At 61.1% G+C, this 21,174-nt stretch carries 19 protein-coding genes; 14 read left to right on the top strand and 5 right to left on the bottom strand.

Features of this window, described 5'->3' with window-relative positions:
• Positions 1 to 46 precede the first annotated feature (46 nt).
• Positions 47 to 1,741 carry a lactate permease LctP family transporter gene (locus HX851_RS24685; RefSeq protein ID WP_177058661.1) on the bottom strand — a complete coding sequence of 565 codons (1,695 nt, stop codon included), beginning with the start codon at positions 1,739 to 1,741 and terminating at the stop codon, positions 47 to 49.
• 261 nt (positions 1,742 to 2,002) lie between these two features.
• On the opposite strand from HX851_RS24685, the gene HX851_RS24680 reads away from it, so the two are divergent.
• Positions 2,003 to 2,770: a GntR family transcriptional regulator gene (locus HX851_RS24680; RefSeq protein WP_177058663.1), complete on the top strand. Its 768-nt coding sequence runs from the start codon at positions 2,003 to 2,005 to the stop codon at positions 2,768 to 2,770.
• A 228-nt stretch (positions 2,771 to 2,998) separates the two neighbouring features.
• Here the strand turns inward: HX851_RS24680 and smpB are convergent, their stop codons facing one another.
• Positions 2,999 to 3,481, bottom strand: a complete 483-nt coding sequence (smpB, locus tag HX851_RS24675) for an SsrA-binding protein SmpB (RefSeq protein WP_177058671.1) — start codon at positions 3,479 to 3,481, stop codon at positions 2,999 to 3,001.
• 127 nt (positions 3,482 to 3,608) lie between these two features.
• Here smpB and HX851_RS24670 point away from each other — a divergent pair, with 127 nt between their 5' ends.
• Both HX851_RS24670 and HX851_RS24665 read left to right on the top strand, forming a co-directional pair.
• Positions 3,609 to 4,043, top strand: coding sequence for a type II toxin-antitoxin system RatA family toxin (locus HX851_RS24670; RefSeq protein WP_177058673.1), 435 nt, complete (start codon positions 3,609 to 3,611; stop codon positions 4,041 to 4,043).
• Positions 4,036 to 4,350 carry an RnfH family protein gene (locus HX851_RS24665; RefSeq protein WP_177066197.1) on the top strand — a complete coding sequence of 105 codons (315 nt, stop codon included), beginning with the start codon at positions 4,036 to 4,038 and terminating at the stop codon, positions 4,348 to 4,350. Before HX851_RS24670 ends, HX851_RS24665 begins: the two co-directional genes overlap by 8 nt.
• 190 nt (positions 4,351 to 4,540) lie before the next feature.
• Here the strand turns inward: HX851_RS24665 and HX851_RS24660 are convergent, their stop codons facing one another.
• Positions 4,541 to 5,068: an outer membrane protein assembly factor BamE gene (locus HX851_RS24660; protein ID WP_177066196.1), complete on the bottom strand. Its 528-nt coding sequence runs from the start codon at positions 5,066 to 5,068 to the stop codon at positions 4,541 to 4,543.
• A 97-nt stretch (positions 5,069 to 5,165) separates the two neighbouring features.
• Here HX851_RS24660 and fur point away from each other — a divergent pair, with 97 nt between their 5' ends.
• Positions 5,166 to 5,570, top strand: coding sequence for a ferric iron uptake transcriptional regulator (gene fur, locus HX851_RS24655; protein ID WP_177058679.1), 405 nt, complete (start codon positions 5,166 to 5,168; stop codon positions 5,568 to 5,570).
• A 118-nt stretch (positions 5,571 to 5,688) separates the two neighbouring features.
• On the opposite strand, the gene recN is transcribed toward fur, so the two are convergent.
• A complete protein-coding gene (gene recN / locus HX851_RS24650; RefSeq protein ID WP_177058681.1) occupies positions 5,689 to 7,362 on the bottom strand; it encodes a DNA repair protein RecN in 1,674 nt (557 codons plus the stop codon).
• 232 nt (positions 7,363 to 7,594) lie between these two features.
• Here recN and grpE point away from each other — a divergent pair, with 232 nt between their 5' ends.
• The 8 genes from grpE to HX851_RS24610 all read left to right on the top strand — a co-directional run bounded on the left by grpE (position 7,595) and on the right by HX851_RS24610 (position 18,000).
• A complete protein-coding gene (gene grpE, locus HX851_RS24645) occupies positions 7,595 to 8,161 on the top strand; it encodes a nucleotide exchange factor GrpE (RefSeq protein WP_177058683.1) in 567 nt (188 codons plus the stop codon).
• Positions 8,162 to 8,261: 100 nt separating this feature from the next.
• A complete protein-coding gene (gene dnaK / locus HX851_RS24640) occupies positions 8,262 to 10,178 on the top strand; it encodes a molecular chaperone DnaK (protein WP_177058692.1) in 1,917 nt (638 codons plus the stop codon).
• 161 nt (positions 10,179 to 10,339) lie between these two features.
• Positions 10,340 to 11,464, top strand: a complete 1,125-nt coding sequence (gene dnaJ / locus HX851_RS24635) for a molecular chaperone DnaJ (protein ID WP_177058695.1) — start codon at positions 10,340 to 10,342, stop codon at positions 11,462 to 11,464.
• Positions 11,465 to 11,474: 10 nt separating this feature from the next.
• Complete coding sequence (gene dapB, locus HX851_RS24630) at positions 11,475 to 12,281, top strand: 4-hydroxy-tetrahydrodipicolinate reductase (protein WP_177058697.1); 807 nt, start codon at positions 11,475 to 11,477, stop codon at positions 12,279 to 12,281.
• Between the two features lie 345 nt (positions 12,282 to 12,626).
• Positions 12,627 to 13,763 (top strand): glutamine-hydrolyzing carbamoyl-phosphate synthase small subunit, encoded by a 1,137-nt coding sequence (gene carA, locus HX851_RS24625; RefSeq protein WP_177066195.1) that lies wholly within the window; start codon positions 12,627 to 12,629, stop codon positions 13,761 to 13,763.
• A 103-nt stretch (positions 13,764 to 13,866) separates the two neighbouring features.
• Entirely contained in the window at positions 13,867 to 17,088 is a 3,222-nt protein-coding gene (gene carB, locus HX851_RS24620; protein ID WP_177058714.1) for a carbamoyl-phosphate synthase large subunit, read from the top strand.
• Between the two features lie 2 nt (positions 17,089 to 17,090).
• Positions 17,091 to 17,567 carry a transcription elongation factor GreA gene (gene greA / locus HX851_RS24615; protein WP_177058801.1) on the top strand — a complete coding sequence of 159 codons (477 nt, stop codon included), beginning with the start codon at positions 17,091 to 17,093 and terminating at the stop codon, positions 17,565 to 17,567.
• A gap of 28 nt (positions 17,568 to 17,595) precedes the next feature.
• Entirely contained in the window at positions 17,596 to 18,000 is a 405-nt protein-coding gene (locus HX851_RS24610; protein WP_177058716.1) for an MFS transporter, read from the top strand.
• A 12-nt stretch (positions 18,001 to 18,012) separates the two neighbouring features.
• Here HX851_RS24610 and HX851_RS24605 read toward each other — a convergent pair whose 3' ends face one another.
• Positions 18,013 to 18,321: a YhbY family RNA-binding protein gene (locus tag HX851_RS24605; RefSeq protein ID WP_017133097.1), complete on the bottom strand. Its 309-nt coding sequence runs from the start codon at positions 18,319 to 18,321 to the stop codon at positions 18,013 to 18,015.
• A 104-nt stretch (positions 18,322 to 18,425) separates the two neighbouring features.
• On the opposite strand from HX851_RS24605, the gene rlmE reads away from it, so the two are divergent.
• Positions 18,426 to 19,055 carry a 23S rRNA (uridine(2552)-2'-O)-methyltransferase RlmE gene (gene rlmE, locus HX851_RS24600; RefSeq protein ID WP_177058718.1) on the top strand — a complete coding sequence of 210 codons (630 nt, stop codon included), beginning with the start codon at positions 18,426 to 18,428 and terminating at the stop codon, positions 19,053 to 19,055.
• A gap of 201 nt (positions 19,056 to 19,256) precedes the next feature.
• On the top strand, positions 19,257 to 21,167 hold the full coding sequence (gene ftsH, locus HX851_RS24595; RefSeq protein ID WP_177058720.1) for an ATP-dependent zinc metalloprotease FtsH: 1,911 nt from the start codon (positions 19,257 to 19,259) through the stop codon (positions 21,165 to 21,167).
• Positions 21,168 to 21,174 lie beyond the last annotated feature (7 nt).

Here is a 21,174-nt window from a genome sequence, read left to right as displayed (position 1 = left end):
AAAGGCGCAGTGCCGGGGGCGTCGACAGCCCCCGGCAGGTATCACTCTAGTGCACCAGCATGCCAGTAAAGACATAGGCCTGGGCCAGCGTGATCAGGCCGACGATGGTGGCGAAGAACAGGCTGTGCTTGAGGGTGAAGCGGAACAGGTCTGACTCCTTGCCCACCAGGCCGGTGGCGGCGCAGGCGACGGCGATCGATTGCGGCGAGATCATCTTGCCGGTTACGCCGCCGCTGGTGTTCGCCGCTACCAGCAGGGTGTCGTTGACCCCGATCTGGTGCGCGGTGGTGGCCTGCAGCGAGCTGAACAGGGCATTGGAGGAGGTGTCCGAACCGGTCAGGAACACGCCCAGCCAGCCCAGGAACGGCGAGAAGAACGGGAAGGCGGTGCCGGTCGCCGCCAGTACCAGGGCCATGGTCGAGGACATGCCCGAGTAGTTGGTGACAAAGGCGAAGGCCAGCACCATGCCGATGGACAGGATCGGCCAGCGCAGCTCGTAGAAGGTCTCTTTAAAAGTGGTCAGACCAGTTTTGAAATCGATCTTGAGGATCAGCATCGATACCAGGGCGGAGAAGAAAATCGCCGTGCCGGTGGCCGAGATCGGGTCGAGCTTGAACACCGCGGGGATCGCGGTGGGCGTGGCGACAATCGGCGCGCTCTTGATCACCAACTGGTCCAGGTGCGGGATGGCGAAGTTGAACACACTGCTGTACATCGCGCCGCCGGTGGCGAACATCGCCTTGAACGACTTGAGGGTCCAGATCGTCACCAGCACGGTGAGGATCAGGAACGGCGACCAGGCCTTGAAGATCCGTCCCAGGCTGTAGGGCGAGGCGAGGGTGCTGCGTGGCTGGCCGAAACCGCCGACGCTGGCGGTGATCACCGCGCTCGAGGTGGCTCCGGCGATCTGTGCGCCTGCCGTGCGGCGAGGCTGCCAGACTTTCAGGAACAGGGTCAGGCAGACCAGGCTGGCCAGGGCCGAGGTGATGTCCGGCAGTTCCGGGCCGATGAAGTTCGAGGTGAAGTACTGGGTGATGGCGAAGCTCAGGCCGGCGACCAGCGCGGCCGGCCAGGTTTCCCGCACGCCACGCAGGCCGTCCATCATGAACACCAGCCAGAACGGTACGAACAGCGACAGCAACGGCAGTTGGCGGCCGGTCATGGCACCGATCTTGAAGGCGTCGATGCCGGTGACCTGGCCTGCGACGATGATCGGGATACCCAGGGCGCCGAAGGCCACCGGCGCGGTGTTGGCGATCAGGCACAGGCCGGCGGCGTAGAGCGGGTTGAAGCCCAGGCCCACCAGCAGTGCCGCGGTGATGGCCACGGGGGCACCGAAACCGGCGGCGCCTTCGAGGAACGCGCCGAAGCAGAAACCGATCAGCAGCACTTGCAGGCGCTGGTCATCGGTAATCGACAGCACCGAACTGCGGATGATTTCGAACTGGCCGCTCTTGACCGTCAGTTTGTAGAGGAACACCGCGGCGACGATGATCCAGGCGATCGGCCAGAGACCGTAGGCGAAGCCGTAGCCGGCGGCGGCGAGCGCCATGTCCACGGGCATCTTGAACGCGAAGATCGCCACCAGGATCGCCAGGGCCAGGGTGATGCTGCCCGCGACATGACCCTTGAGGCGGAACACCGCCAGGGCGAGGAAGAAGAACACGATGGGAATCACGGCTGCGAGAGCGGACAGGCCGAGGCTGCCGAGAGGGCTGTAGAGCTGTTGCCAGGTTTGCATGTGGGGTGGCCCCTAATTGTTGTTGGTCAGGCACTGATCAGCTGATTTGGATAATTGGTATTACCAATTTACAATCGCTGTGGGCTAGGTTAAAAGCCTTGTTGGGTGCGTGTCAATTTGCCGCTCTCAAACTTTCGTCTGAGAGGCGTTCGGGAGAGTGCTGAGCGGGTGATTTTTGCGGTGTCTGGTAGGTGCTGGCGCGGCGCCAATAGGCCAGAATAGGCGGTCCCGACAAGGGTTCGGGATCGTGAGGAGTAAGTGATGGGGTTTGATCAGATTCGTCAGCGCCGTTTGTCTGACGATATTGTCGAGCAACTCGAGCGGATGATTCTCGAGGGCACGTTGAAGTCCGGCGAGCGTCTGCCGGCCGAGCGTGCGTTGGCCGAGCAGTTCGGTGTCTCGCGGCCTTCGCTGCGCGAGGCGATCCAGAAGCTTGTGGCCAAGGGCTTGCTGGTCAGTCGGCAGGGGGGCGGCAACTATGTGGTGGAGTCGCTGGGGTCTACCTTCAGCGATCCGCTGCTGCATCTGTTGGAAAGCAATCCGGAAGCCCAGCGCGATCTACTTGAGTTTCGCCACACCCTGGAGGCGTCCTGCGCCTACTACGCGGCGTTGCGCGCCACCGAGGTGGATCGGGAGCGATTGCGCATTGCGTTCGAGCTATTGCAGAGCTGTTATGCCCGCGAGGGGGAAGTGAGTCGGGCGGAGGAGGGCGAAGCTGACGCGAACTTCCACCTGGCGATTGCCGAGGCCAGTCACAACGCGGTGTTGCTGCACACCATTCGCGGGTTGTTCGATCTGCTCAAGCGCAACGTGGTGATCAATATCGGCGGCATGTACAAGCAGCGTACGGAAACCCGCGACATGTTGATCAGTCAGCATCGGGAGCTGTACCTGGCGATTATCGAAGGTCGGGCGGAACAGGCCCGCGAAGTCTCCAGTCGCCATATCCTGTATGTGCAGGAGGTGCTGGAAGAGGTGCGTCAGGAAGTGCAGCGAGTGGCGCGGGCGGAGCGGCGCAAGGGCATATGAAGGGCGGCCAGGTCATGTGGCGAGGGGGCTTGCCCCGCTCGACTGCGCAGCAGTCGCAAAGTACCTGATTGATCGTTCCCACGCTCTGCGTGGGAGTGCAACCCTCGACGCTCTGCGTCGTCGCCGGAAAGCTGGACGCAGAGCGTCCGGTGAGGCATTCCCACGCTGGAGCGTGGGAGCGATCAGGCTCGAGCCCGGCTCCTGCAGCGGTTCGGTGGCATCTCGGGCTTAGTCTTCCTTGCCCTTGTTGCGCACCGCACGCTGCAGTTCACGGCTGGCGTCGCGCTCGCGTTCGGTATCACGCTTGTCGTATTCCTTCTTGCCCTTGCCCAGGGCAATCTCGCACTTGACCAGATGCTTGCTCCAGTACAACGAGAGGCAGACGCAGGCGTAACCTTTCTGCTGCACGGAGGAGAAGATCTTCTCCAGCTCGCGCTGGTTGAGCAGCAGCTTGCGCGTGCGCGTCGGGTCGGCAATGACGTGGGTGCTGGCGGTGGTCAGTGGCGTGAAATGGCTGCCGAACAGCCAGGCCTCACCGTCCTTGAGCAAGACATAACTGTCGACCAGTTGCGCCTTGCCTGCCCGCAAACTTTTTACTTCCCAGCCGGCCAGGACCAGACCAGCCTCGAACCGTTGTTCGACGAAGTAATCGTGACGCGCCTTTTTATTTTGCGCGATGGTCCCTGTGGGGTGTTTCTTCTGTTTAGCCATAGGGGCGGCATTATAGGGGGTTGCGCGTCAGTCGGCTACGGTGAAGCTGCGTGCTTGAGCGCGTAGGATGAATCCCGGACAATGCGCCCACTTTTGTTTGCCGCCCAGCCGTGGAATCAACGCTGACATGACGACCCATATTCAACGTTCGGCCCTGCTGCCTTATCCGGCACAGGCGCTTTATGACCTGGTGAACGACGTCGCGCGTTACCCGGAATTTCTACCGTGGTGCTCGACGGCCCAGGTGCTGGAAAGCTCGGACGTGCACATGCGCGCCACGCTGGGGGTGGCCAAGGGCGGCCTGAGCCAGCAGTTCGTCACCCGCAATACGCTGGTGCCGGGGCACTCGATCGAGATGAACCTGGAAGAGGGGCCGTTCACCCAACTGCACGGCGTCTGGGTGTTCAAGCCCCTGGGGGAAAAGGCCTGCAAGATCAGCCTGGACCTGACCTTCGATTATGCCGGGCCCATTGTGCGGGCGACCCTCGGGCCGCTGTTCAACCAGGCCGCCAATACCTTGGTGGATGCGTTCTGCCAGCGGGCCAAGCAGCTCCATGGCTGATTCCCGGGTTTCGATAGAGGTGGTGTACGCGGAGGTCGGTCGCCAATGCCTGTTGGCGCTTTCGGTCCCGGCGGGCACGACACTGCGTGGCGCCGTCGAGTTGTCGGAAATGGCGCAGCAGTTCCCCGTGACCGATCTGTCGCGTTGCCCGCTGGGTATCTTCGGCAAGGTGATCGCTGATCCCGAGGTTCGGCCCGTGGCGGAGGGCGATCGCATCGAGATCTATCGGCCTCTGCTGGCGGATCCGAAAGAAGTGCGGCGCCTGCGTGCGGAAAAAGCGGCCAGGGCCCGGGCGCAGAACCTGTAGCCGTTGTCTTGCGCAGCAGTACCGTAGGAGCCGGCTTGCTGGCGATGGCTTGGTGTCAATCGACCACGATTCTGGCTGATCAGCCGCTATCGCCAGCAAGCCGGCTCCCACAAGAAAGAGGCGCGGGCAGGGGATTTTTTCAGGCAATAAAAAGCCCGGACATGCCGGGCTTTTTGCTGCGTCGCCGACATTACTGCGGCGAGGTGTCCAGCGGTTCCGGTGTTGGAACCGGCACGGCTTTTACGCCGTCGACGTCTTTCTGGATCTGGTCGAGCAACGAACCTGGTTTGGCCGGTTTCTCCGGTTTTGGCTTTTCAGCGTTCTGGGCCGGAGCCTCGACACTGGTGCCGCTGTCCTTGCCGAGAATGGCTTCGTCGCGGCTCACGCCAGGCATGAAGTCGCCGGCCAGGCTGGCGAGCTGGTCATTGTCGTTGAAGATCAGGCTGACACGTTCCTGTTGGCGTTCGCCGCCACCGGGCTGCAGGCTATACAGGTAATCCCAGCGATTGGCGTGGAATGTGTCGGTCAGCAGGGGGTTGCCCATGATAAACCTTACTTGCTTGCGGGTCATTCCCGGGCGTAACTGGTCTATCATGTCCTGCGTGACGACATTGCCCTGCTGGATGTCGATTTTGTAAACCCCGGGGAATGAACAACCGGCGAGTGCGAGCAGTCCCACTAAGGTAAAACTGGTTAGCAAGAGCTTGGTGTTTTGCATCGGTGGGCGACTTCCACTATCTTGGCTGGGACAACGTAAACCCCGATCATACCCGTATTAAGAGAAGCTGCGAAGCAGCATCGCGAGAAAGCTGACCATGGTTGAAAATAGCGAACTACGTAAAGCCGGCTTAAAGGTGACTTTGCCGCGGGTCAAGATTCTGCAAATGCTGGACTCTGCCGAGCAGCGTCACATGAGCGCCGAGGATGTCTACAAGGCGCTGATGGAAGCTGGCGAGGACGTCGGTCTGGCCACGGTCTACCGTGTCCTGACCCAATTCGAAGCGGCCGGACTGGTGGTTCGCCATAACTTCGATGGCGGCCACGCGGTATTCGAACTGGCGGACAGCGGTCACCACGATCATATGGTCGATGTGGAAACTGGAGCTGTCGTCGAGTTCGTCAGCCCGGAAATCGAGAAGCTGCAGAAGGCCATTGCCGAGGAGCATGGCGTCGAGCTGGTGGACCACAATCTGGTGTTGTACGTGCGTAAGAAACGATAAGCCTGTCGCGCGGACTCAGGTCCGTGAAACGATCGAAGGCGACCCCAGGGTCGCCTTCGTGCTTTTTGTTACCTGATGTTTTTGCCGCCTGAGTGAGTTGCCTGAAGCGGTCGAGCGCTTAGATTTTCGCGGTAACGACCATCTTTTTAGCGTGTGCCAGGGATTCCTTGGTGAGGTCGATACCGCCGAGCATGCGCGCGACTTCCTCGACCCGCTCGGTCTTGCTCAGTTTGGAGACGGCAGTGTGGGTGGCATCGCTGCCACGTACCTTGTGCACGAACAGGTGGTGATGACCCTGGGCCGCGACTTGCGGCAGGTGGGTGACGGTCAGTACCTGCCCGCGTTCGCCGAGGCGGCGCAGCAGTTGGCCGACGATTTCCGCTGTCGGGCCGCCGATGCCCACGTCCACTTCGTCGAATACCAGGGTCGGGATGCGCGAGGTCTGCGCGGTAATCACCTGGATGGCCAGGCTGATCCGCGACAGTTCGCCGCCCGATGCCACCTTGGCCAGGGCCTTGAGCGGCTGGCCCGGGTTGGCGCTGACCAGCAGTTCGACCTGTTCCAGTCCGTAAGGCAGTGGCTCGCTGCTGGTGTTGGCGTGCAGTTCGATGCTGAAGCGCCCGCCGGGCATGCCCAGGCGCTGAATTTCCTGTTCGACGGCGCCGGCCAGGCCGGTAGCGGCCTGATGGCGCAGGTCGCTGAGTTCCCGTGCCCGTTCCTGATAATGCCGGGCGTAGGCGGCCAGTTCTTCGCCGAGGCGCTCGATGGCTTCGTCGTTGGCATTCAGGGTTTCGATTTCGTCCAGCAATTTCTGCTGGAGGGTGGCGACTTCGGTGGGCTGGATGCGGTGTTTGCGGGCCAGGGTGTAGATCGCGTCCAGCCGCTCTTCGAGCTGTTGCAGGCGTGCCGGGTCGGCATCGAAATGATCGAGGAAGCGGTTCAGTTCGCCGACGGCTTCCTCGACCTGGATCTGCGCGCTGGCCAGCAGGTTGGTGGCTTCGCCCAGTGCACCGGAGCCGTTGCTGACGCTGCCCAGGCGATTGAGGCTGGCGGTCAGGGCGTTGAGCACGTTGCCCGAATCGCTCTCGCTGCATTGCTCGACCACTTGCCGGCAAATGCCCAGCAGGGTTTCGGCGTTGGTCAGGTTCTTGTGTTCCTGCTCCAGGTCCTCCAGTTCGTTTTCCCCGAGGCCGAGGTTTTCCAGCTCTTCCAACTGATAGCTGAGCAACTGATGGCGGGCCCGCTGTTCGTCACCGGAGTTGGAGAGGCGCTCCAGCTCCTGGCGGGTCTGGCGCCAGCGCTGGGCCGCGAGCTGTACCTGGCGGGCGAGATCGGTCGCGCCGGCGTATTCGTCGAGCAGACGCCGATGGGTATCGGTTTTCAGCAGGGACTGGTGTTCGTGCTGGCTGTGGATGTCGATCAGCAGCTCGCCCAGGGCCTTGAGGTCGCCCTGGGGGCAGGGCGAGCCATTGATATAGCCGCGTGAACGGCCTTCGGCGGTGATCACCCGGCGCAGGATGCAGGGGCCGTCATTGTCCAGGTCGCGTTCGGCCAGCCAGTTGCGGGCTTCCGGGATGTCTTCGAGGTCGAAGGTGGCGAGAATGTCGGCCTTGTCCGCGCCGGGGCGCACCACGCCGCTGTCGGCGCGATCGCCCAGGGTCAGCCCGAGGGCGTCGAGCATGATCGACTTGCCGGCGCCGGTTTCGCCCGTGATGACGCTCATCCCGCGATCCAGTTCCAGATCGAGATGTTCGACGATTGCGTAGTTGTGTACGGACAGGTGCACCAGCATGAAGGCCGCTCCCAGGCTTAATGTCTGGTTATTTATACAGTGTTTTGATTTCGACTGACAATGCCTGGGCTTAGCTCGATTCGCTTGAATGGCGGTGTTTTTTAGCTCGAAGGGGAATGTACCGCTCGGCCCGCGGTATGCAGCAAGGCCCTTGAACCTGCAAAATGCGGCCCCATATACGTGGGCAGAAGTGCGAGCCCGGCTCGCTGACGATATTGAAAGGAGGTTTTTTATGGCTGACGAACAGAATCTGGATTCGCAAAATCAAGAAGCCAACCAGGCTGGCGACGCTTCGAGCGATGACCTGGCGACTCGCGTGCAGGTGCTTGAAGAGCAACTGGCTGGCGCGAATGACCAAGCGCTGCGCGTCGCCGCCGACCTGCAGAACATCCGTCGCCGTGCCGAGCAGGATGTCGAGAAGGCGCACAAGTTCGCGCTGGAGAAGTTCGCCGGTGATCTGCTGCCGATCATCGACAGCCTGGAACGTGGCCTGGACCTGTCCAACCCTGACGATGAAAGCATTCGCCCGATGCGCGAAGGCATCGAGCTGACCCTGAAGATGTTCCAGGACACGCTCAAGCGTTATCAGTTGGAGGCCATCGACCCGCACGGCGAACCGTTCAACGCATCGCTGCACCAGGCCATGGCCATGCAGGAGAGCGCCGACGTCGAGCCGAACAGCGTCCTGAAAGTGTTCCAGAAGGGCTACCAGCTCAACGGTCGCCTGCTGCGCCCGGCGATGGTCGTGGTGAGCAAGGCGGTTGCACCGGTTTCGCCGACGATTGACGAGCAGGCTTGAAATCGGCTGCAAGGCCCCCATCTATAAGTCAAGCGTTTAAGTGCTACCGCAGTTGGCCATAACCGCTGCGGCAAAAAAATCAAAGTTTCGGGAGAGTAAAATGGGCAAGATTATCGGTATCGACCTGGGGACCACCAACTCGTGCGTCTCGGTCATGGAAAACGGTCAACCAAAAGTTATTGAAAACGCCGAAGGCGCGCGCACCACGCCTTCGATCATTGCATACGCCAACGACGGCGAAATCCTGGTCGGCCAGTCGGCCAAGCGCCAGGCGGTGACCAATCCGCATAACACCCTGTACGCGGTGAAGCGTCTGATCGGTCGTCGCTTCGAAGAAGACGTCGTGCAGAAAGACATCCAGATGGTCCCTTACAAGATCGCCAAGGCCGACAACGGTGACGCCTGGGTTGAAGTAAGCGGCCAGAAAATGGCGCCGCCACAGATTTCGGCCGAAGTGCTGAAGAAGATGAAGAAGACCGCCGAAGACTACCTCGGCGAGCCAGTGACCGAGGCGGTGATCACCGTTCCGGCCTACTTCAACGACAGCCAGCGTCAGGCGACCAAGGACGCCGGCCGTATCGCCGGTCTGGACGTCAAGCGCATCATCAACGAACCGACCGCGGCTGCCCTTGCTTACGGTATGGACAAGGCGCGTGGCGATCACACCGTGATCGTTTATGACCTGGGTGGTGGTACCTTCGACGTTTCCGTGATCGAAATCGCCGAAGTCGATGGCGAGCACCAGTTCGAAGTACTGGCGACCAACGGTGACACCTTCCTCGGTGGTGAAGACTTCGACATCCGTCTGATCGACTACCTCGTGGACGAGTTCAAGAAAGAAAGCGGCATGAACCTCAAGGGTGACCCGCTGGCCATGCAGCGCCTGAAAGAAGCTGCCGAAAAAGCCAAGATCGAGCTGTCGTCGAGCCAGTCGACCGACGTCAACCTGCCGTACATCACCGCAGACGCCACCGGTCCGAAGCACCTGAACGTGAAGATCTCCCGCGCCAAGCTGGAATCGCTGGTCGAAGACCTGGTTCAGCGCACCATCGAGCCTTGCCGTATCGCCCTGAAAGACGCGGGCATCGATGTCGGCGCGATCAACGACGTGATCCTGGTCGGCGGTCAGACCCGTATGCCAATGGTGCAGAAGACCGTTGCCGATTTCTTCGGCAAGGAAGCGCGCAAGGACGTCAACCCTGACGAAGCCGTTGCCGTGGGCGCTGCCATCCAGGGCGCGGTACTGGCCGGCGACGTCAAGGACGTCCTGCTGCTCGACGTCAGCCCGCTGACCCTGGGTATCGAAACCATGGGCGGCGTGATGACCGCGCTGATCGAGAAGAACACCACGATTCCGACCAAGAAATCGCAGGTGTTCTCGACTGCCGACGACAACCAGGGCGCCGTGACCATCCACGTGCTGCAAGGTGAGCGTAAGCAGGCCGCGCAGAATAAGTCCCTGGGCAAGTTCGACCTGGCCGAGATTCCACCGGCTCCACGTGGCGTGCCGCAGATCGAAGTGACCTTCGACATCGACGCCAACGGCATCCTGCACGTAGGTGCCAAGGACAAGGCCACCGGCAAGACCCAGTCGATCGTGATCAAGGCCAACTCCGGCCTGTCTGATGAAGAAATTCAACAGATGATCCGCGATGCCGAAGCCAACTCGGAAGAAGACCGCAAGTTCGAAGAGCTGGCCGCTGCCCGTAACCAGGGTGATGCACTGGTTCATTCGACTCGCAAGATGATCGCCGACGCCGGTGACAAGGTCTCCGCCGAAGAGAAGACCGCGATCGAAGCCGCCTTGGTTGCCCTGGAAGCCGCCGTCAAGGGCGACGACAAGGCTGCTATCGACGCCAAGGTCGAGGAACTGTCCAAGGTTTCCGCTCCGGTTGCCCAGAAGATGTATGCCGAACAGGCCGAGAAGCCTGCGGGCGGCGCAGAGCCAGCCCAGGAAGAGGCGCACAAGGATGACGTCGTCGACGCCGAGTTCGAAGAAGTCAAAGACCACAAGTAAGCCTCGCCAGGGGTAGCTTGTTGGTCGGCCGGTTGACCGCTCGGGAGCGGTGACTGGTAGGATGTCGCCGCGCGGGAGCTTGCTCCCGCGTTGGCGTGTCTGGAACACGCAAATTTTTACAGCATGCGACAAGGTTCGGATGCTGGCCTCAGGGGCGATTTATGGCAAAGCGTGACTATTACGAAATATTGGGGGTCGAGCGTGGCTCCAGCGAGGCGGAGCTGAAGAAGGCTTACCGTCGTCTCGCGATGAAGCATCACCCGGACCGTAATCCGGATGACAAGGCATCGGAAGACCTGTTCAAGGAGGCCAACGAGGCCTACGAAGTGCTGTCCGATTCCAGTAAGCGCGCGGCCTACGACCAGTACGGTCATGCCGGTGTCGATCCGAGCATGGGCGGCGGCGGTGCGGGCTTCGGCGGGCAGAATTTCTCCGATATCTTCGGCGATGTGTTCAGCGATTTCTTTGGCGGTGGTCGTGGTGGCTCGCGCGGTGGCGCCCAGCGCGGCAGCGATCTGCGCTACACCCTGGAACTGAACCTGGAAGAGGCGGTTCGCGGTACTACCGTGAATATTCGCGTGCCGACACTGGTCAACTGCAAGCCGTGCGACGGTTCCGGTGCCAAGAAGGGCTCCGCGCCGATCACCTGTCCGACCTGTGGCGGTATCGGCCAGGTACGGATGCAGCAAGGTTTCTTCTCGGTGCAGCAGACCTGCCCGCGTTGTCACGGCCAGGGCAAGATCATTTCCGATCCGTGCGACTCGTGCCATGGCCAGGGGCGTGTCGAAGAATACAAGACCCTGTCGGTGAAAGTGCCGGCCGGTGTCGATACCGGCGACCGTATCCGTTTGTCCGGAGAGGGCGAGGCGGGCGCGCAGGGTGGTCCGACGGGCGATCTGTACGTGGTGATCAATGTGCGCGAGCACTCGATCTTCCAGCGTGACGGCAAGCATCTGTTCTGCGAAGTGCCGATCAGTTTTGTCGATTCGGCCCTGGGTGGTGAGCTGGAGATTCCGACCCTCGACGGGCGGGTCAAGCTGAAGATTCCGGAAGGCACCCAGACCGGCAAGCAATTCCGTATTCGCGGCAAGGGCGTGGCCCCGGTGCGTGGCGGTGGAGCTGGCGACCTGATGTGTCGCGTGGCGGTCGAGACCCCGGTCAACCTGAGTCGTCGCCAGCGCGAGTTGCTGGAAGAGTTCCGGGCTTCCCTGGACGGTGACAGTTCGCATTCGCCCAAGGCCAGCGGCTGGTTTGAAGGCGTGAAACGTTTCTTCGGCGACCTGTAAGGAGCGGATCATGCGACGTATAGCTGTGATGGGCGCCGCCGGGCGCATGGGCAAGATTCTGGTCGAGGCGGTGCAGTTGCAGGTGCCGTTGGCCGGTCTGACCGCCGCTGTCGTGCGTCCGGGCAGTTCCCTGGTCGGTGCCGATGCCGGTGAGCTGGCGTCGCTGGGGCGGATCGGCGTGTTGTTGTCCGATGGCCTGGAGAAAGTGGCTGAAGAGTTCGATGTGCTGATCGACTTCACGCTGCCGGAAGTGATGCTGAAAAACCTGGCGTTCTGTCGCAAGGCGGGCAAGGCCATGGTGATCGGTACCACCGGCCTGAGCGTCGAGCAGAAGCAGTTGCTGGTGGAGGCGGGCAAGGATATTCCCATCGTCTTCGCCGCCAATTTCAGTGTCGGGGTCAACCTGTCGCTGAAGTTGCTCGAGCTGACCGCTCGGGTGCTCGGTGACGACGCGGATATCGAGATCATCGAGACGCATCATCGGCACAAGGTCGACTCGCCTTCGGGCACGGCCATGCGCATGGGCGAGGTCATCGCCGATACGCTGGGGCGCGATCTGCAGAAGGTCGCGGTCTACGGGCGTGAAGGTCATGTCGGCGCGCGGGCGCGTGACACCATCGGCTTCGCCACCGTGCGTGGCGGCGATGTGGTCGGGGATCACACCGTGTTGTTCGCCACTGAAGGCGAGCGGCTGGAGATCACCCACAAGGCCTCGAGTCGCATGACGTTTGCCAAGGGGGCCGTACGTGCGGCGCTTTGGCTGGACGGCAAGGCGGCGGGTCTGTACGACATGCAGGATGTGCTCGACCTGCATTGATGGGTGTACCGCAATGCTTCTGTGGGAGCCGGCTTGCCGGCGATGGCGTTCGTCAGGGCGCCGCCAGGCTCCAGGTCCGCATCGCCGGCAAGCCGGCTCCCACGGGTTGTGGCTCCTTCGACCTCTGTTTCACACCGTTCAGCGACGCCCTGTCGCATTCCTCGGCCTTTAAGGCTCATTAGCGGTGGACCAAAACAGCCTTTTTCTGTAAGCTACAGCTTTAGTGTGTCCACTAAAAGCGCGCAGAATAATTCAGTGAAAGAAGCGGGGTGACGTGTCCATACGTCACTCCGCTTTTTTACAACCTGCGATTGCCCCTTCAGGCTTTATTTACGGGAGGTCTTCTTGACTAAGCCAGCCATACTCGCCCTTGCTGATGGCAGCATTTTTCGCGGCGAAGCCATTGGAGCCGACGGTCAGACCGTTGGTGAGGTGGTGTTCAACACCGCCATGACCGGCTATCAGGAAATCCTTACCGATCCTTCCTACGCCCAACAGATCGTTACCCTGACCTATCCGCACATCGGTAATACCGGTACCACGCCGGAAGATATCGAGTCTGATCGCGTCTGGTCGGCCGGTCTGGTGATTCGTGACCTGCCACTGGTTGCGAGCAACTGGCGTAACACGATGTCCCTGTCCGACTACCTGAAAGCCAACAATGTGGTGGCAATCGCCGGTATCGATACGCGCCGCCTGACCCGCATCCTGCGTGAAAAGGGTTCGCAGAACGGCTGCATCATGGTCGGTGACACTATTTCCGAAGCGGCGGCGATTGCCGCGGCCCAGGGCTTTCCCGGTCTCAAGGGCATGGACCTGGCGAAAGTCGTCAGTACCAGGGAAAAGTACGAGTGGCGCTCCACTGTCTGGGAATTGAAAACCGACAGCCACGCGACTATCGAAGCGGCTGACCTGCCTTACCATGTCGTGGCCTACGACTACGGGGTCAAGTACAACATCCTGCGCATGTTGGTAGAGCGCGGCTGCCGCGTAACCGTGGTGCCGGCGCAAACCCCGGCCAGCGACGTACTGGCCTTGCAGCCGGACGGCGTGTTCCTGTCCAACGGCCCGGGTGACCCGGAGCCTTGCGGCTACGCGATCCAGGCCATCAAGGAAGTGCTGGAAACCGAGATTCCGGTCTTCGGTATCTGCCTGGGCCACCAACTGCTGGCCCTGGCCTCGGGCGCCAAGACCCTGAAAATGGGTCATGGCCATCACGGTGCCAACCACCCTGTGCAGGACCTGGACACTGGCGTTGTGATGATCACCAGCCAGAACCACGGTTTTGCCGTGGATGAAGCGACCCTGCCGGGCAACGTCCGGGCGATTCACAAGTCGCTGTTCGACGGTTCCCTGCAAGGCATCGAGCGCACCGACAAGAGCGCGTTCAGCTTCCAGGGCCACCCTGAAGCAAGCCCGGGCCCGAACGACGTAGCGCCGCTGTTCGACCGTTTCATCAATGAGATGGCCAAGCGACGCTGAAGTGAGGCCTGAGGGCGGCCCCGAGACCGGCGGCCCCCTCGGGCTCTGCAAAGATTGTTCAAGACGGCTTGCCGACTGACCTGCGGATTTGAGTGACAAACCCATGCCAAAACGTACAGACATAAAAAGCATCCTGATTCTCGGCGCTGGCCCGATCGTGATCGGCCAGGCCTGCGAATTCGACTACTCCGGCGCCCAGGCCTGCAAAGCCCTGCGCGAAGAGGGTTACCGCGTCATCCTGGTGAACTCCAACCCGGCGACCATCATGACCGACCCGGCCATGGCGGATGCGACCTACATCGAGCCGATCAAGTGGCAGACCGTTGCCAAGATCATCGAGAAGGAGCGTCCGGACGCCCTGTTGCCGACCATGGGTGGCCAGACCGCCCTGAACTGCGCCCTGGACCTGGAGCGCGAAGGCGTCCTGGAGAAGTTCGGCGTGGAAATGATCGGCGCCAATGCCGACACCATCGACAAGGCCGAAGACCGTTCGCGCTTCGACAAGGCGATGAAGTCCATCGGCCTGGACTGCCCGCGCTCCGGTATCGCCCACAGCATGGAAGAGGCCAATGCGGTCCTCGAGAAGCTCGGCTTCCCGTGCATCATCCGTCCGTCCTTCACCATGGGCGGCACCGGTGGTGGCATCGCCTACAACCGTGAAGAGTTCGAAGAAATCTGTGCCCGTGGCCTGGACCTGTCGCCGACCAAGGAACTGCTGATCGACGAATCGCTGATCGGCTGGAAAGAATACGAGATGGAGGTTGTCCGCGATAAGAAGGACAACTGCATCATCGTCTGCTCCATCGAAAACTTCGACCCGATGGGCGTGCACACCGGCGACTCGATCACCGTTGCTCCGGCGCAAACCCTGACCGACAAGGAATACCAGATCCTGCGTAACGCCTCCCTGGCGGTACTGCGCGAGATCGGCGTGGAAACCGGCGGTTCCAACGTTCAGTTCGGCATCTGCCCGGACACCGGCCGCATGGTCGTGATCGAAATGAACCCGCGGGTATCGCGCTCTTCGGCCCTGGCTTCGAAAGCCACCGGCTTCCCGATCGCCAAGGTCGCGGCCAAGCTGGCCGTGGGCTACACCCTGGACGAGCTGTCGAACGACATCACCGGCGGCAAGACCCCGGCGTCCTTCGAACCGTCCATCGACTACGTCGTGACCAAGCTGCCACGCTTTGCGTTCGAGAAGTTCGCCAAGGCCGACGCCCGCCTGACCACCCAGATGAAGTCGGTCGGTGAAGTCATGGCCATCGGCCGGACCTTCCAGGAATCCCTGCAGAAAGCCCTGCGCGGCCTGGAAGTGGGCGTTTGCGGCCTGGACGAGAAGGTTGACCTGAGCAATCCGGAAAGCATGAGCGTGCTCAAGCGCGAGCTGACCGTGCCTGGCGCCGAGCGTATCTGGTACGTGGCGGACGCCATGCGCGCCGGCATGAGTGTCGAAGACATCTTCGGCATGACCATGATCGATCCTTGGTTCCTGGTGCAGATGGAGGATCTGATCAAGGACGAAGAGAAGGTCAAGACCCTGGGGCTGACCAGCATCGACCGCGACCTGATGTTCCGCCTCAAGCGCAAAGGCTTCTCCGATATGCGCCTGGCCAAGTTGCTGGGTGTGACCGAGAAGAGCCTGCGTGCTCATCGCCACAAGCTGGAAGTGTTCCCGGTCTACAAGCGTGTCGACACTTGCGCCGCCGAGTTCGCCACCGATACCGCGTACCTGTACTCGACGTACGAAGAAGAGTGCGAAGCCGCGCCGTCGGGCCGCGACAAGATCATGATTCTGGGCGGCGGTCCTAACCGTATCGGCCAGGGTATCGAGTTCGACTACTGCTGCGTACATGCGGCACTGGCGCTGCGCGACGACGGGTACGAGACCATCATGGTCAACTGCAACCCGGAAACCGTTTCCACTGACTACGACACCTCCGATCGCCTGTACTTCGAACCGGTGACCCTGGAAGACGTGCTGGAAATCGTCCGCGTCGAGAAACCGAAGGGCGTGATCGTCCAGTACGGCGGTCAGACTCCGCTGAAACTGGCCCGTGCCCTGGAAGCCGCCGGCGTGCCGATCATCGGCACCAGCCCTGACGCCATCGACCGCGCCGAAGACCGCGAGCGCTTCCAGCAGATGGTCCAGCGCCTGAACCTGCGCCAGCCGCCAAACGCCACCGTGCGCAGCGAGGACGAAGCGATTCGTGCCGCCGCGAAGATCGGTTACCCGTTGGTGGTGCGCCCGTCCTACGTGTTGGGTGGCCGGGCGATGGAGATCGTCTACGAGGAAGAAGAGCTCAAGCGCTACCTGCGTGAAGCGGTCCAGGTGTCCAACGACAGCCCGGTATTGCTGGACCATTTCCTCAACTGCGCCATCGAGATGGACGTGGATGCGGTCTGCGACGGCACCGACGTGGTGATCGGCGCGATCATGCAGCACATCGAGCAGGCCGGGGTTCACTCCGGTGACTCCGCCTGCTCGCTGCCGCCGTACTCGCTGCCGGCGCACATCCAGGACGAGATGCGCGAACAGGTCAAGAAAATGGCCCTGGAACTGGGTGTTGTCGGCCTGATGAACGTGCAGCTGGCCTTGCAGGGCGAAGACATCTACGTCATCGAAGTGAACCCGCGTGCCTCGCGTACCGTGCCGTTCGTGTCGAAATGCATCGGTGTCTCCCTGGCAATGATCGCGGCCCGCGTGATGGCCGGCAAGACGCTGAAAGAGCTGAACTTCACCAAGGAAATCATTCCGAACTTCTACAGCGTGAAAGAGGCGGTGTTCCCCTTCGCCAAATTCCCTGGCGTGGACCCGATCCTCGGTCCTGAGATGAAGTCCACTGGTGAAGTGATGGGTGTCGGCGACACCTTCGGCGAAGCCTTCGCCAAGGCCCAGATGGGTGCCAGCGAAGTGCTGCCGACCGGCGGTACCGCGTTCATCAGCGTGCGCGATGACGACAAGCCACTGGTTGCAGGCGTGGCCCGTGATCTGATCAACTTGGGCTTCGAAGTGGTTGCCACTGCCGGTACTGCCAAGCTGATCGAAGCCGCAGGCCTGAAAGTGCGCCGGGTCAACAAGGTCACTGAAGGTCGTCCGCACGTCGTCGACATGATCAAGAATGACGAAGTCACCCTGATCATCAACACGACCGAAGGGCGCCAGTCGATTGCCGACTCGTACTCCATTCGTCGTAACGCGCTGCAGCACAAGATCTACTGCACAACCACCATTGCTGCTGGCGAAGCCATCTGCGAAGCGCTCAAGTTCGGTCCGGAGAAGACCGTGCGTCGCTTGCAGGATCTACACGCAGGATTGAAGGCATGAGCATAACCAAGTACCCCATGACTGTTCAGGGCGCCAAGGCCCTGGAAGATGAGCACGCTCACCTGACCAAGGTCATCCGCCCGAAGCTGAGCCAGGACATCGGTACGGCCCGCGAGCTGGGCGACCTCAAGGAGAACGCCGAATACCATGCTGCGCGCGAGCAGCAGGGTATGGTCGAGGCGCGGATCCGTGATATCGAAGGCCGCATGCAGAATGCGGTGATCATCGATGTCACGACCATCCCGCATACCGGCAAGGTGATTTTCGGCACGACCGTGGAGATCGCCAACGTCGAAACCGACGAAAGCGTGACTTACCACATCGTTGGCGAGGATGAGGCGGATATCAAGCTGGGCAAGATTTCGGTGGGTTCGCCCATTGCCCGCGCCCTGATCGCCAAGGAAGAAGGCGATGTCGTGACCGTCAAGACGCCCGGTGGCGTGATCGAGTACGAGATTGTCGAAGTCCGCCATATCTGAACGGCGGCGCCCGCTGCGTGCGGGCGCCATGCTCTGGCAACTGGCCCAGATGCTCTGGGTCGGCGGCCTGTGGCTGTTACATGTAGGACTGCTGCCGGTTCTGGCGCAGATCGGCCTGGCACCGCTGTTGATCGAAGAGATCGGCAGCCTGCTGGGCTCTTTATTGGTGGGATTTGCAGCGGTCTGCGTGGCCGTGCAGGTCCTGGTGCTGGTCCAGGCCAAAGGTCGGGCAAGCCTGTGGCGCGATATTCGCGGGCAGTTGCTGCTGATGGCGTTGTATGCGTGCGGGATGTATTTTGCGGTGCGGTACTGGCAGCCGGAAGCGTTGCGCTGGCAGCTGTTCAGTTATCTGGTGCTTGGCCTGTCCGGCCTGGTACTGGTCCTGCAGCCCGTCCCTGGCGAGAGTGGCAGGGCACGCGAAGCGTACCCTTGACCCTTGTCTACATCACTTGAAACGGTGAACGTTCGACAACTGCTTGTTGACGCTGAAATTCTTGCGATAAATCAGCGCCATCTTGCCGATGACCTGTACCAGGTCAGCCTTGCCGACCTTGCACAGCTCGGCGATGTTCGCCAGGCGAGCTTCGCGATCGAGGATGTTGAGCTTGATCTTGATCAGCTCGTGATCGCTCAATGCGCGTTCGAGTTCGGCTAACACACCTTCAGTCAAACCGTTGTCAGCCACAGTCAATACTGGTTTCAGATGGTGGCCGATGGATTTGTACTGTTTCTTCTGCTCTTGAGTGAGCGGCATAATCTGACCCCTGCGTCTGATCTTGTAAAAAGCGGCGGCCAGTTTACCCGAGCGAGTCCGGGACCGCCCAGTTAATCGCGATTCGACTATTTTCGAGGTGCCCCGTGGCCCGTTCCAAGACTAGCCTTAACTGGCTGAAAGAACATTTCAACGACCCGTTCGTCAAAATGGCACAGAAAGACGGGTACCGCTCCCGTGCCAGCTACAAGCTGCTGGAGATCCAGGAGAAGGACCGGATCATCCGTCCGGGCATGAGCGTGATCGACCTCGGCGCCGCACCGGGTGGCTGGTCCCAGGTGACCAGTCGTCTGATTGGCGGGCAGGGTCGTCTGATCGCTTCCGACATCCTCGATATGGACAGCATCCCCGATGTGACCTTCATCAAGGGCGACTTTACCGAGGACGCCGTGCTGGCGCAGATCCTCGAAGCTGTCGGAAATTCCGAGGTTGACCTTGTGATTTCCGATATGGCCCCCAATATGAGTGGTACGCCCGCAGTGGATATGCCGCGCTCGATGTTTCTTTGCGAGCTGGCACTTGATCTCGCCGGACGCGTCTTGCGTCCAGGTGGTGATTTTTTGATCAAGGTTTTCCAGGGTGAAGGCTTCGACGAGTACCACAGGAACTTCCGCAAGCAGTTCGAGAAGGTGCAGACACGCAAGCCGGCATCCTCCCGCGATCGGTCCCGCGAGCAGTATTTGCTGGGTCGTGGCTTTCGTGGGCGGACCGAGTAAGGCGGGGTTTTTGACCGGGGCGATAGGAATTTCGCATTTCGCCTCGTGAACATAAGCGAATATTGTGTAGTCAATGTTTCACAAAGGGTTACAGACGGCGCCTGCGAAGCTGTAGGTAATGTAGTAAGTTATGCCGGTGAATATCATGCGAAGCGCGCGCCACAAGCGGAGCTAGCTTCAGAGGGTAGTTAATTGAACGATATGGCAAAGAATCTGATCCTGTGGTTGATCATCGCGGCTGTCCTGGTGACGGTGATGAACAACTTCTCCAGCCCTAACGAGCCACAGACCCTCAACTATTCCGACTTCATCCAGCAGGTCAAGGATGGCAAGGTCGAACGCGTTGCCGTGGACGGTTACGTGATCACCGGCAAGCGCAACGATGGCGACAGCTTCAAGACCATCCGCCCGGCGATCCAGGACAATGGCCTGATCGGCGACCTGGTGGACAACCACGTCGTGGTCGAAGGCAAGCAGCCTGAACAGCAGAGTATCTGGACCCAGTTGCTGGTCGCCAGTTTCCCGATCCTGGTGATCATCGCGGTGTTCATGTTCTTCATGCGCCAGATGCAGGGCGGTGCGGGCGGCAAGGGTGGCCCGATGAGTTTCGGCAAGAGCAAGGCGCGCCTGCTGTCCGAAGACCAGGTGAAAACCACCCTGGCTGACGTTGCCGGTTGCGACGAAGCCAAGGAAGAAGTGGGCGAGCTGGTCGAGTTCCTGCGCGATCCGGGCAAGTTCCAGCGCCTGGGCGGCCGCATCCCGCGCGGCGTGCTGATGGTCGGCCCTCCGGGTACCGGTAAAACCTTGCTGGCCAAGGCGATTGCCGGCGAAGCCAAAGTGCCGTTCTTCACCATTTCCGGTTCCGATTTCGTCGAGATGTTCGTCGGCGTCGGTGCCAGCCGTGTTCGCGATATGTTCGAGCAGGCCAAGAAACATGCGCCTTGCATCATCTTCATCGACGAAATCGATGCGGTCGGTCGTCACCGTGGTGCCGGCATGGGCGGCGGTCATGACGAGCGTGAGCAGACCCTCAACCAGTTGCTGGTGGAGATGGACGGCTTCGAAATGAATGACGGCATCATCGTCATTGCCGCGACCAACCGTCCTGACGTACTCGACCCGGCGTTGCTGCGCCCAGGCCGCTTTGACCGCCAGGTGGTGGTCGGCCTGCCGGATATCCGTGGTCGCGAGCAGATTCTCAAGGTCCACATGCGCAAGGTGCCAATGGGTGACGACGTCGCTCCAGCGGTTATTGCCCGTGGTACCCCGGGGTTCTCCGGCGCGGACCTGGCCAACCTGGTCAACGAGGCTTCGCTGTTCGCTGCTCGTACCGGCAAGCGTATTGTCGAAATGAAGGAATTCGAGCTGGCCAAGGACAAGATCATGATGGGCGCCGAGCGCAAATCCATGGTCATGTCCGAGAAGGAAAAACAGAACACCGCCTACCACGAAGCCGGTCATGCGATCGTCGGTCGGGTAGTGCCTGAACACGATCCGGTCTACAAGGTCTCGATCATTCCGCGCGGTCGTGCGCTGGGTGTGACCATGTTCCTGCCGGAAGAGGATCGCTACAGCCTGTCCAAGCGCGCCCTGATCAGTCAGATCTGCTCGCTTTACGGCGGTCGTATCGCCGAAGAGATGACCCTGGGCTTCGACGGTGTGACCACCGGTGCGTCCAACGACATCATGCGTGCCAGCCAGATTGCCCGGAACATGGTCACCAAGTGGGGCCTGTCCGAAAAACTGGGTCCGCTCATGTATGCCGATGAAGACCAGGAGGTGTTCCTGGGGCGTGGCGGTGGCGGTCAGAGCACCAGCTTCTCCGGCGAAACGGCCAAGCTGATCGACTCCGAAGTGCGCAGCATCATTGACCAGTGCTACGGCACGGCCAAGCAGATCCTCACCGATAACCGCGACAAGCTCGACGCCATGGCCGATGCGCTGATGAAGTACGAGACCATCGATGCCGAGCAGATCGACGACATCATGGCCGGTCGCCCACCACGCGAGCCGCGTGACTGGGAAGGTGGTTCGGGGACTTCGGGCACGCCGCCTGTCGTCCAGAACGAACGCCCCGAGACACCGATCGGTGGCCCTGCGGCTGATCACTAAGGTTTGA

This window comes from Pseudomonas gingeri, from assembly GCF_013385635.1.
In the GTDB taxonomy this organism is placed as follows: domain Bacteria; phylum Pseudomonadota; class Gammaproteobacteria; order Pseudomonadales; family Pseudomonadaceae; genus Aquipseudomonas; species Aquipseudomonas gingeri_A.
Note: the sequence above shows the minus strand (reverse complement) of the source record. Positions and strands in the feature narration are given on the sequence as shown.

Bases quoted from the DNA above. Each gene is read 5' to 3' on its own strand.
- fur (WP_177058679.1), top strand. From the start codon at position 5,166: ATGGTTGAAAATAGCGAACTACGTAAAGCCGGCTTAAAGGTGACTTTG.
- recN (WP_177058681.1), bottom strand. From the start codon at position 7,362: ATGCTGGTGCACCTGTCCGTACACAACTACGCAATCGTCGAACATCTC.
- HX851_RS24605 (WP_017133097.1), bottom strand. From the start codon at position 18,321: ATGCCGCTCACTCAAGAGCAGAAGAAACAGTACAAATCCATCGGCCAC.
- HX851_RS24680 (WP_177058663.1), top strand. From the start codon at position 2,003: ATGGGGTTTGATCAGATTCGTCAGCGCCGTTTGTCTGACGATATTGTC.
- ftsH (WP_177058720.1), top strand. From the start codon at position 19,257: ATGGCAAAGAATCTGATCCTGTGGTTGATCATCGCGGCTGTCCTGGTG.
- grpE (WP_177058683.1), top strand. From the start codon at position 7,595: ATGGCTGACGAACAGAATCTGGATTCGCAAAATCAAGAAGCCAACCAG.
- HX851_RS24610 (WP_177058716.1), top strand. From the start codon at position 17,596: ATGCTCTGGCAACTGGCCCAGATGCTCTGGGTCGGCGGCCTGTGGCTG.
- dapB (WP_177058697.1), top strand. From the start codon at position 11,475: ATGCGACGTATAGCTGTGATGGGCGCCGCCGGGCGCATGGGCAAGATT.
- dnaK (WP_177058692.1), top strand. From the start codon at position 8,262: ATGGGCAAGATTATCGGTATCGACCTGGGGACCACCAACTCGTGCGTC.
- HX851_RS24660 (WP_177066196.1), bottom strand. From the start codon at position 5,068: ATGCAAAACACCAAGCTCTTGCTAACCAGTTTTACCTTAGTGGGACTG.
- HX851_RS24665 (WP_177066197.1), top strand. From the start codon at position 4,036: ATGGCTGATTCCCGGGTTTCGATAGAGGTGGTGTACGCGGAGGTCGGT.
- dnaJ (WP_177058695.1), top strand. From the start codon at position 10,340: ATGGCAAAGCGTGACTATTACGAAATATTGGGGGTCGAGCGTGGCTCC.
- smpB (WP_177058671.1), bottom strand. From the start codon at position 3,481: ATGGCTAAACAGAAGAAACACCCCACAGGGACCATCGCGCAAAATAAA.
- HX851_RS24685 (WP_177058661.1), bottom strand. From the start codon at position 1,741: ATGCAAACCTGGCAACAGCTCTACAGCCCTCTCGGCAGCCTCGGCCTG.
- HX851_RS24670 (WP_177058673.1), top strand. From the start codon at position 3,609: ATGACGACCCATATTCAACGTTCGGCCCTGCTGCCTTATCCGGCACAG.
- carB (WP_177058714.1), top strand. From the start codon at position 13,867: ATGCCAAAACGTACAGACATAAAAAGCATCCTGATTCTCGGCGCTGGC.